This window comes from Streptomyces glaucescens (assembly GCF_002154375.1).
GTDB lineage: Bacteria > Actinomycetota > Actinomycetes > Streptomycetales > Streptomycetaceae > Streptomyces > Streptomyces glaucescens.
The window spans coordinates 1-9,985 of record NZ_MUND01000752.1 but is presented as its reverse complement, the minus strand read 5'-3'; the positions used below and the strand labels follow the sequence as shown (position 1 = coordinate 9,985).

At 67.7% G+C, this 9,985-nt stretch carries 5 protein-coding genes; 2 read left to right on the top strand and 3 right to left on the bottom strand.

The window, feature by feature from the left end; translation table 11 throughout:
• Nucleotides 1-981: hypothetical protein (locus CCN42_RS36655; RefSeq protein WP_086741638.1), on the bottom strand; the 981-nt coding region annotated here is incomplete at its 3' end.
• Nucleotides 982-1,344: 363 nt separating this feature from the next.
• On the opposite strand from CCN42_RS36655, the gene CCN42_RS36650 reads away from it, so the two are divergent.
• Together CCN42_RS36650 and CCN42_RS36645 are read left to right on the top strand one after the other, a co-directional pair.
• Nucleotides 1,345-2,160: a helix-turn-helix domain-containing protein gene (locus CCN42_RS36650; RefSeq protein ID WP_086741637.1), complete on the top strand. Its 816-nt coding sequence runs from the start codon at nucleotides 1,345-1,347 to the stop codon at nucleotides 2,158-2,160.
• Complete coding sequence (locus CCN42_RS36645; protein WP_086741636.1) at nucleotides 2,157-2,363, top strand: DUF397 domain-containing protein; 207 nt, start codon at nucleotides 2,157-2,159, stop codon at nucleotides 2,361-2,363. The genes CCN42_RS36650 and CCN42_RS36645 overlap by 4 nt, the downstream gene beginning before the upstream one ends.
• A 116-nt stretch (nucleotides 2,364-2,479) precedes the next feature.
• On the opposite strand, the gene CCN42_RS36640 is transcribed toward CCN42_RS36645, so the two are convergent.
• Both CCN42_RS36640 and CCN42_RS36635 read right to left on the bottom strand, forming a co-directional pair.
• Nucleotides 2,480-7,564: a restriction endonuclease gene (locus tag CCN42_RS36640; protein ID WP_086741635.1), complete on the bottom strand. Its 5,085-nt coding sequence runs from the start codon at nucleotides 7,562-7,564 to the stop codon at nucleotides 2,480-2,482.
• A 24-nt stretch (nucleotides 7,565-7,588) separates the two neighbouring features.
• Nucleotides 7,589-9,985: DEAD/DEAH box helicase (locus CCN42_RS36635; protein WP_086741634.1), on the bottom strand; the 2,397-nt coding region annotated here is incomplete at its 5' end.

The window sequence follows — 9,985 nt, the reverse complement described above, 5'->3', positions numbered from 1 at the left end:
GGGGTCGATGTCGACGAGGTGCGCGAGTTGCTCGTCGACCACCTCGTGCCGCTCCCGGACCACCCTCACCAGATGACGCATCAGCAGTGCCTCGTCGTCGGCGATCTTGCGGTTCGCCCTGATGACGAGCCATGCGACCCACAGCATCAACTGCGGGTGCCGACTCCGCTTGCTCAGATTCTCGGCGAGTTCGATCACCCGCGCCTCGTTCCGGAAGACGGCCTGCGCATGCCGCCCGGCGAGCAGCGTCGTGTAGCGGTTCAGCAGGACGGCGAGGGGGACGCCGACCAGGGGGATACCGATCTTGATGACGTTGCGCTGCAGAAGGTGCTTCCCGACGACGGGGAGCGCCTTCCCGGCGGTGAGCACCGAACTCGAGTAGAAGCGCTTGACCAACGGTCGCACCAGGGCCGGGACCGCTTTGACCACGGTCTTGTTGGCCGCTTCCCCGCTCTTGACCGTGAAGGCCACGCGGATGAGCTTCCACAGGTCCTCGGGGTCGTGCACGTCGAGCGGGACCCGGTAGAGCACGGAGATGTCGTAGGCCAGGCGCAGCTGGAGCTGGGTGATGAACGCGACGTCGACCATCATGGTCGCCACGGCCGCGGGGACGGTCGCCGGCGATGCACCCCCGAGGCTCCCGATGGTGGCGGCGACGGTCGCCGTGTAGGCCCCGGCGGAGAGCCCTCCTTCGAGCGCGGCGTACCGAGCCGCCATCTTGATCCGCTGATCCACGATGGCATCCGCGGGCACACCCGCGTACCGGTCCTGGAAGTACTGCCAGTCCACTTTCTCCGTGTACGCGTTCATGGCATGAGCGGCGAGCTTGGTGAACCAGTTGCCCGACTTGATGTCGTCCGCGCTCAGGCCCTTGACGAAGTCCTTGATCTCGGACTGCTCCTGCTCGACGACCTTCCGGTCGGCGGCGTCGTCGGCCTCGTTAGCGTCGGTGTGGGCAGCGTCCACAGGCGCGTCGGTCATGGTGAGTCCCCCCAGGCTGTTCCGCGAGTGGCCGAGTCGCGGGGCGCGGGCACCCCTGCTGTCGTCTCCGCGCGGTGATTCGGTGAGCGGCGCAATGGCCGCTCGATGTCCTCCCCTTGAGGCGCAACCCTAGCGCGTCGTCAGGCGGCCGGTGCCCTGGTGGGACACGCGGGGGCGGGTGTACAGGCGGGTGCTGTACGTGGGAGGGCGGACGCTCGTACGCGGTACGGGGGAAGCGGGGCCAAGTGGCGCGGAGGCGACGGTGCGTGTCTTTACAGTGACCCGTGAGTGACGGACGGGTGTGGTGCCTGCGGCGGGACGAGAAGCGGGCGCCTCACGGCGGGTGGGTGAGATGAGGTCACCATGGCGGTGCACGGTGAGAGCGAGGCGGGCATCCTCCGGTGTTTCGGGCAGCAGTTGCGGTTGCTCAGGACGAGCCGGGGCCTGACCCGGGCGGAGTTGGGTGCGCAGCTCGGGTACGGCGAGGACATGGTCACGTCGGTGGAGCTGGGGCGGCGCATCCCCAGGCCGGAGTTCATCGATCGGGCGGATGAGGTGCTGGGGGCCGGCGGGCTGCTGGTGGTGATGAAGGAGGAGGTGGCGAGGGCTCGGTATCCGGCGTTCTTCCGGGACGCGGCGAAGTTGGAGGCGGAGGCGGTCGAGCTGCATGTGTACGCCAACCAGGCGGTGCCGGGGTTGTTGCAGACGGAGGAGTACGCGCGGGCGGTGTTCGGGATGCTGCGGCCTCCGCTGGACGACGCGGTGGTCGACGAACGGGTTGCCGCGAGGCTGGCACGGCAGGAGATCTACTACCGCAAGCCACCTCCGCTGATGAGCTTCGTCATTGATGAGTCGGTGCTGCGCCGCCCCCTCGGCGGACGCGACGTGTTGCGTGGACAGATGGAGCAGGTGTTGCTCGTGGGTCATATGCGGCACATCGAAGTACAGATCATGCCGCTGGATCGTGAGGAGAACGCCGGGATGGCCGGTCCGTTCACCTTGATCGAGACGAAGGGAGAGCGCAGGATCGCGTACGTGGAGGTACAGAACGTCAGCCGGGTCCACAGCGACCGCGAGCCCGTCCGGGCTCTGGAAGCCAAGTACGGGACGCTACGTGCCCAAGCGCTGACGCCTCGCGAATCACTTGCGTACGTCGAGAAGTTGTTGGGAGAGCTGTGAGCACCGACAAGGCAACGCCGGGAACGGGTGGCCCCCTACGCTGGTTCAAGAGCAGCTACAGCAGTGAGGAAGGCGGGGAGTGCGTCGAAGTCGCCATCGATGCTGTTGCCGTCCACGTGCGTGACTCGAAGCAGGTGCAGGCGTGTGGGCCTGTACTGCGGGTGGGGCCGACGGCGTGGTCAGCGTTGCTCGAGTCGATGTGAACTTATTGGTGCCGTGAGCCAGCTGTTCCCTGGCTGGTCGAGCGTAAATGTACGGCGACTTACGAGGTGGGCGCTTCTCTCAAGGAAGCGCCCACCTTTGCTATGAGAAGCCGTACTCAGGCTACGCGGCTCCCAGGCGGAGTCCAGCGGCCAGCCGCGATCTCCTTGTCCAAGCGAGCTTGGAAGTGCGCGTGCGCGGCACGCATCTCGGCTTCGCGGTCGGCCTTGTAGAAGGGGGCGGTGTAGCCAGCGGGGGGCGGGCTGGACTGGGGGTTCTCCAAGTGAGCCAGTAGGTCCAGGTAGTCCTGCTTGCTCTGTCCGTGGCCGTAAGCGTTGTGATTCGCTGCGATTTTACGGCCCTGGGCGTCGAAGTATGTTTGCGACTCGTAGTCGGAGAGAACTGGGTAGCGAGACCTGTAAATCGCTACGAGCTGTTCAGCAGTGATGCCGAGCCAGACAGACACGAGGGCGTCGATCTCGACAAGAGCAGCTCGGCGTTCGTACTCGGTACGCAGTGGCGTGTCATGTTTCCACGTCGGCTTGAGGTGCGCGGCGAGCGGTTTGAGGTGCTGCCAGCTCGGGTTCGCCCAGTCCTCATAACCCGGCCATGTGGCTTGGAATAGCTCGGCCCAAATCGGTGCGTATGCGGTGGTTAGTGAGTTGAGGCGGAGAGTGCGAAGGAGGAGTGGGGATGCCAGTGGGTGATCGGGTGTCGGAGCTGGCATTTTGTTGGCTTCGGCAATGCGAAGATCCGATCGGCCGGTGATGCGCAGTAGATAATCCAGAGGTAGCGACGCCCAGAAACCCGCGGTCAAAGCAGTCAAGTGGTTGTCGCTCAGAGCCAATGAGTGCACGGCATCGATGTGAGCCGGGCCTGGTGGAATAAGGGCTGCGAAAAGACTACGCTCGTTAGCCAGAGGGATCATCCGGCGCCAGGCCAAACGGAAGTACTCGATATAGCGACGGCCATTCCACACGTCTTGCGCGGATTCGTATCGGTTGCTGTCTGTTGCGCGTACGTAATTCGAGACCGGTACGACTTCCGATGGGATTTGAGTCGCATCCCATGGTTCCCAGTCGTTTTTGTTAAGGCATGGGATGTTGGGCTGCTTATTGAATGGCGTTGCCACTCCGAAGTGAGGGCCCTGAATGATGACGTCGCTCAGAGTTTGTACGGGCTGATTGCCCCACTGAATAAGCCCGTCCTTCTTGCTGGTGGCCTCGTGGTAGCCGCTGCTGATTCTCGGAGCGAACGATGATAGCCGCGGAGTAAAGGAGCCCAATGCTTCAACGGCCCCCTGTTCTGCTTTTTGGACAGGGTAAAGCAGTGGAGTTTCATCGATCGCGCCCGTGTGCCCGGATACACTCTGCCAGCTCTCCAGTAGTCTCTCGTTGAGAGTCACAATGCGATCATGATGGGGGCGTAGGTCCCAGGACCCTAGGTGCTTGATCCCAGGAAGGGAGCCGTGCCCGTCGTGTTGTAGCGTCGCGGTCAGAGTGTCTGGCGAGAAAAGCCAGCTAAGATGCTGGAACTCAACTTGTGTGCGACATTCTCCGTAAATGTTGACGCTGAACTCGTTCCTGTCCCTGATGTCGAATAGGATCAGGGCGTTCATAAAGTGTGCATGTAGCCTGAGGTGCCGAAATGCGGCACTTCTGAGTGGGCCTTCCTTAGTTCCCGAGAAGTGCGTGTCGGGGTGGATTAGTCCGGCGGTGCCGGATTGGGCAATGTGACGCCACACCTGGCACATGAATGCCCGGTAGAGATTGGGCTGGGTTGCGGCAAGTAGTGGATAAAGGGTTCCAGTGCCGAGCGTTGAAGCTGTGCCAGTGTTTACTGCCTGTTCCTCAAGGAAGTATGAAGCATTCTCCTGATTTTTTAGTGCCTGTTCCTTTCGGAGGCGCCACTCTGCGGCATTAGGCTTTTCAGTAAGTGCAAACCAGGGTTCCAATTCAGCCAAAACCAAGTCCTCCTGCCATCGCGGCCGAACCCAAGGAGGATTCCCCACCTGAAGATCAAAACCACCCCTCGCTCCGAAAATCTGCCCGAACTCCAACTCCCAGTGAAAGAACCCCTGCCGCTCAGCCACATCCCGCGCGACCGCCGCCCACGGATACCGCGACTCCAGCGAGTAGAACCGCTCCATGCCCATCCACTCGGGCAGCTCGTCCTCGTACCGCTCCAGTTCGTCCAGCGTGTCGAACTGGGCCACCAGCGAGTCCACGGCCACGTCCTGCGTGCCCAGCAGCGACTCAGCGAAGTCCAGCCAGTCCTCCAGCGAGGCCAGCGGGATTACCGGGCGACGCTCGCCCTTGATCTGCTCCTTACGGCTGCCACCCCGCGCGCCCTTGGACTTGACCTCGACGACCTGGACGTCACCGAACAGGTCCTCCGACTCATACGTCTCCCGAGCGGGCGCACCCGACTGGCCCGGAACCGAAGCCGGGGCCGACGGCACAACCCACTCGCCCGACCGCGAGGCGACCTCCGCCGCCCGCGCGTACACCTCATGCGAGCCGTCCAGCAGCGCAGCCTCCTGCACGGGCCAGAACCACAGCGCGCACCACGCGTCCATCAGCGTCTTCAAGCGCCAGTACGGGGTGTCGACCGCCTCCAGGTCGGCCTTGACCTTCTCCCGCGGGACCGCGACCTCGGGTGAGCGCAGCCAGCCGTCCTCCGCGCCCCACACGTCGATCCGCCGCGAGATCTCCCGCTCGGAGATCTCCAGCCGGCGCACGACCAGCCCCCACAGGTACTCGGCCCGCCGAGCCAGACCCTGCAACCGCTTGGTCTGCGTGGCGTTGGGGGACTTGGTGATCGCCTTGCGCCAGGCGGCGAGGGCCTTGGCCTCCTCCGAAGCCAGCGCCTTGGCCTCCTTCTCGGCCGCGACCGCGCCCCACTCCTTCGCCGGGAGGAGGAAGTGGTGCACCGCGCCCTCGGGGAGCGGGGAGCCCGCCAGGGCATCCGACAGCGGGAAGCGTTCCGGCGTCGTGCCCAGCCAGCCGCCCTTCTTCAGGCGCTCGGCGGAGTAGATCTCCCTACGGCCACCGATCAGGGAGTTGCCGCGCCGCAGGTGCAGGCCGAACCAGGGGGCTTCCATGCCGGGGTGCATGGTGTTCAGCCACAGCGAGACCTCCGCCAGCTCCACGGCCGTGTCGTTGAGGTCGACGCCGTAGGAGTTGTGCAGGGCGATGTACGCCTTGGCCTTCTGGAGCTCGACCGCGTACCTCTCCGTGTCGATGGCGACGCCCAGCTCGTCCTGGCGGCGCCGCAGGTACTCCGCCGCGACCTGGTTGATCGCCTCGTTGAGGAACGCGCCCGAGCCGAGCGCCGGCTCGCAGATCTTCCACTCCAGCAGCTCGCGCGCCTCGGTCTTCGTGCCGTCCTGGTCGAGGCGGTGCTGCAACGCCAGCTGGACCGTCACCCGGGTCAGCGACTCGGGCGTGTAGTAGGAGGCCGAGGTCTGGCGGTCGCGGCCCGACAGGCGGTACACGAACGCGCCCGGCGCGTACCACACGCGCTCCTCCGTGCCGGTGTCCTCGTCCCTGTGGCGGACGAACACCTCGTCGGGGTACTCGTCGGCCTTCGACGCCGGGATCAGCCAGGAGCCGTCCTTCGGGTCGCCGTTCTTCGCGACCTCGTACAGCTTCTCGCCCGCGACGAAGCCCGAGTAGGACATCAGGCCCTCGTACACGGCGCCGAGCTGGTTGATGCCGAGCTGGGCGTAGGAGATGAAGCCGCCGCGCTCGCGCCGCTTGCCGCGGGTCAGCATCAGCAGGCGCAGCACCCGGTACAGCGTCTCGTTGCGCAGGCGGGTGTCGATGAAGCGCTCCCCGCCTTCGGCACCGGCCTCGGCTTCCGTGTCGACGCGCGGGTCGGGGACGGCGTACCGGCCGATCAGCCGGATCGCGTCCGGCTCGAACAGCTTGGAGTGCAGCGGCTCGAAGCGCAGGCCCACGTCCTCCGACGTCTTCGCGGACACGGTCGTGGCCGACTCCGCGTCCGCGCCGTGCGTGCGGCGCGGGCGGTGGCCCTCCTGGACCTTGCGGAACAGCAGGTCCAGCGACTCGTACAGGTAGAAGCCCTTGCGGGACTTCTCGTCGACCAGGTCGCGCTCGGCGATCAGCTCGCCGAGGCGTCCGAGGCCGTAGCCCATCTGGTACTCGGGGTAGTCCGAGGGCAGGATGCCCAGCTCGGGGCGGGCCTCCGCGTACAGCAGGAACAGGATGCGGTACAGGTAGCGCAGCGACTCGCGGGTCAGCTGGCGGCCCAGCTCGGGGAGTTCCCTGACCTCCTCCGGGCGGACGCCGGCTTCGCGCAGCCGGTCCAGGACCTCGTTGGCGATCAGTTCGACGCTCAGCCGCAGGCCGTCGCGCAGTTCGCTGGAGACGCCCACCGCGTGCTTGGTCGACTTGTCGAGGAGCGTGGCGAGGGGGTTCTCGCCGCCCTCCTCCGGGGTGCGCAGCGAGTCGGCGCCGAACAGGGCGGCCACCGTGTCGATCTCGCCGCCCGCCTTGGTGTCGTTGCGTTCCAGCACCCGGTCCAGCGACACCGCCAGGTAGCGGCCCTCGCCCCAGGCGGCCCGGTCGGCGAGCACGACGACACCGCCGACCAGGAGCAGGACGTAGCGGGGGGCGTCCTCGCAGGCGAACAGGAAGGAGGCGAGCTTGGAGCCGGTGGTGAGGGTGTGCTGGCCGTCCAGGCGCACCTCGTCCAGGAGGCGTCCCGCGCCGTCGGGGTCCAGGGCGTCGTCGGCCTCGGCGGACCAGCCGCAGTTCAGGGCGACGAGGTCCTTCTCGCTGTGCGCGACCGTCACCTCGTGCGACTGGTCGGCGCGGACGACGGTGAGCGTGCCCGGCTTCGCGTCGTACCCGAGGGCGCGCAGCACCTGCGTGTTGAGCGCGCGGACGCGGTCGCGCCATTCGGGGGCGTCGTACGTCACGGCGTCGTCGCCGGTGGCCGCCCGCTCCTCGTCCATCGTGAAGTAGGAGCGGGCCGCGAAGTACGGGCGGCGCAGCGCCCGCAGGCCCGCGCGGGGGGTGACGGGCAGGGCGTCCTCGGGCCGCTCGGTGTCGGCGGCGTCCTCCTCGCGCTGCTTCCACTCGGCGAGCAGACCGGACTTGAGGTCCTTGGGCAGGACCTCGGCGAGGTAGTGCGCGGAGAAGTAGTCGCCGCGGTTGACCAGGGAGTCGAACGTCATCGTGGTGAACCTCTGGGTGATGGGTCAGGCGGCGTGGGCCGGGGCGAGGACGGCGAGGACGCGGAGCATCGGGCGGCCGGTGGTGAGGAGGGAGTCCGCGAGGGAGGCCAGGCGTTCGCGGGTGCCGGTGGGCCCGGCGCCGCCGCCCGTCAGCGTCGGCTGCTCCCAGGAGCCCAGGCGGGCCTTGTACTCCTCGATGGGCGCCCTGAGCGGTTCGTCCCACGCCTCGCGGTGCCGCTCCAGGAACGCCTCCGCGGTGTCCAGGACGCCGGGGATCGCCTCGGCGAGGCGGGCCGTGTCGTGGGCGAGGCCCGGGTTCGCCATCGTCGGGCCGACCTGGGCGCGGCGCAGGACCGCCACCATGTCGTCGTCGACCTCGCCGTCCGTGGTGACCGCCATCCACTTGACGACGGTCGGGCGGCCGAGCGCGTTGGAGTAGATGCCCTGCACGAGGTACGTGGGCTCGGGCACGTCGGCGGTCAGCACCGGCGCCTCCTGGCGGTCCAGGCGGACCAGGACCTTGTCCGTGAGCCACTCCATGACCGGGTGCAGGTCGGTCAGCAGGGAGATGTCGGGCCAGCTCGACGTCGCCGAGGCGCGGGCGCGCGTCAGGCTGTGGTCGGCGAGCCGCCGGTTGAAGGTGACCTTCAGGCGGTCGCGCAGGCCCTGCTCGCGCACGTAGTCCGGGGGCAGCGCCTTGAGGCGGTGGACCAGGTCGGACGGCGGGACGAAGGAGAGCAGGCCGGTCTCGGGGTCGGCGGACAGGTCCAGCCGGTCGTGGGCGTCCGGGTAGACCTCGCGCAGCGCCTCGTCGAGGAACTCGCGGGCGGAGGCGAACAGCCGGGGCACGTGTGCCCTGGGCACCGCCGCGGTGCCGTCTCCGCCGCCCGCGCCGGAGGCGGCGGCATCTTCCTCCGGTGCGTCGTTCACGGCGCCGAAGAAGTCGGCGAGGAAGTCGTCCACGCCGTCGTCGGCACCGGCCTCGGAGGTGTGGCGGGCGTCCAGGGACTCGTCCACGGTGCGGCCCCGCAGCAGGTCCTGGATCAGGGACTTCTCCTCGGCCTCCGCCCGGTAGAGGCCGGACACCGCCTCCGCCGTGCCCAGTGCCTGGTGGGCCTGCGCCTCGCGCTCCAGCAGGCGTTCGGCGACGAGGGTGTCGTCCTTGGCGCCGTCGACGGAGCTGGTGAGGATCAGCGCCCGGAACCGCGGCTGGTGCGGCTGCCCGTAGCGGTCGATGCGCCCGTTGCGCTGCTCGATGCGGATGAGCGACCAGGGCACGTCGTAGTGGACGAGCTGGTGGCACTGGCGGTGCAGGTTGACGCCCTCGGAGGCGACGTCGCCGGTGAAGAGGATGCGCACGGGCGTGTCCGCGAGGCCGAAGTCCTCCACGCACTGCATCTGCTGCTCGTCCGACAGGCCGCCGTGCATGACCCGGGCGGCCTCGTGGGCGGCCTTCCCCTTGAAGCCGAGGGCCTGCGGCACGGTCCGCGCCAGCCACTCCAGGGTCTGCACGCGCTCGGAGAAGACCACGACCCGAGTGTCGGACTTCGGGCCGACCCCGATCTCCCGCAGCTGCTCCAGCAGTGCCCCGAACTTGCCCGAGTCCGCCTCCGTCATGCCCGACGCCAGCTCAAGGAGCCGGTGCAGGGCCGCTCGCTCGGCCGCGGTCGACTGCGGGGCGTTCTTCTTCTCCAGCGTCTTGATGCGCGTGGTGACCGTGGCCTTCAGCGCCGCGTGGGAGGAGAGGAAGGACTTCAGCAGCGTGTACGGGAACAGGGGGACGTCGCTGACCGACTGGGAGCCGTCGGACGGCAGCCAGACAGCGGCCAGCTCCTCGAAGATCTTCTCCTCGGCGGGCGTGGCCGTCACCCGGATCGAACGGGAGGGGCCGCGGTCCGCCCACTGGCCCTTCATCTGCTCCCGGACCTCGGGGCTGACCTTGGTGCGCCGGATGAACAGGTGCTTGATGTCCTCGGCGCGGTAGTGCTCCGGGTCGCGGATCGCGGCCGGGTCCAGCAGGGAGATCAGCTCGGCGAAGGAGCGGGCGTCACCGTTGTGCGGGGTCGCGGAGGCCAGCAGGAGGGCGTCCGTGTGCGGGGCCAGCGTGCGGGCCAGCTGGTTGCGCAGGGAGCCCTTGTTGATGAGGTTGTGCGACTCGTCGATGACCACCGCGTCCCAGGTGATCCGCTCCAGGTGGTGCTTGTACTGGTCGGTGTTCTTCAGGGTGTCGATGGAGACGATGACGCGCTTGAAGTACGTGAACGGGTTGCGGCCGGCGGGGATCTCCCGCTGGATCCGCTCGATGCCCACCGAGTCCAGGCGCACCAGCGGGATCGCGAACCGCGTCCACAGTTCGTGCTGGAACTGCTCCAGGACGTGCTGCGGGGTGACGACGAGGATGCGCTCGCCGCGGCCGCGGCG

Bases quoted from the DNA above. Each gene is read 5' to 3' on its own strand.
- CCN42_RS36650 (WP_086741637.1), top strand. From the start codon at position 1,345: ATGGCGGTGCACGGTGAGAGCGAGGCGGGCATCCTCCGGTGTTTCGGG.
- CCN42_RS36640 (WP_086741635.1), bottom strand. From the start codon at position 7,564: ATGACGTTCGACTCCCTGGTCAACCGCGGCGACTACTTCTCCGCGCAC.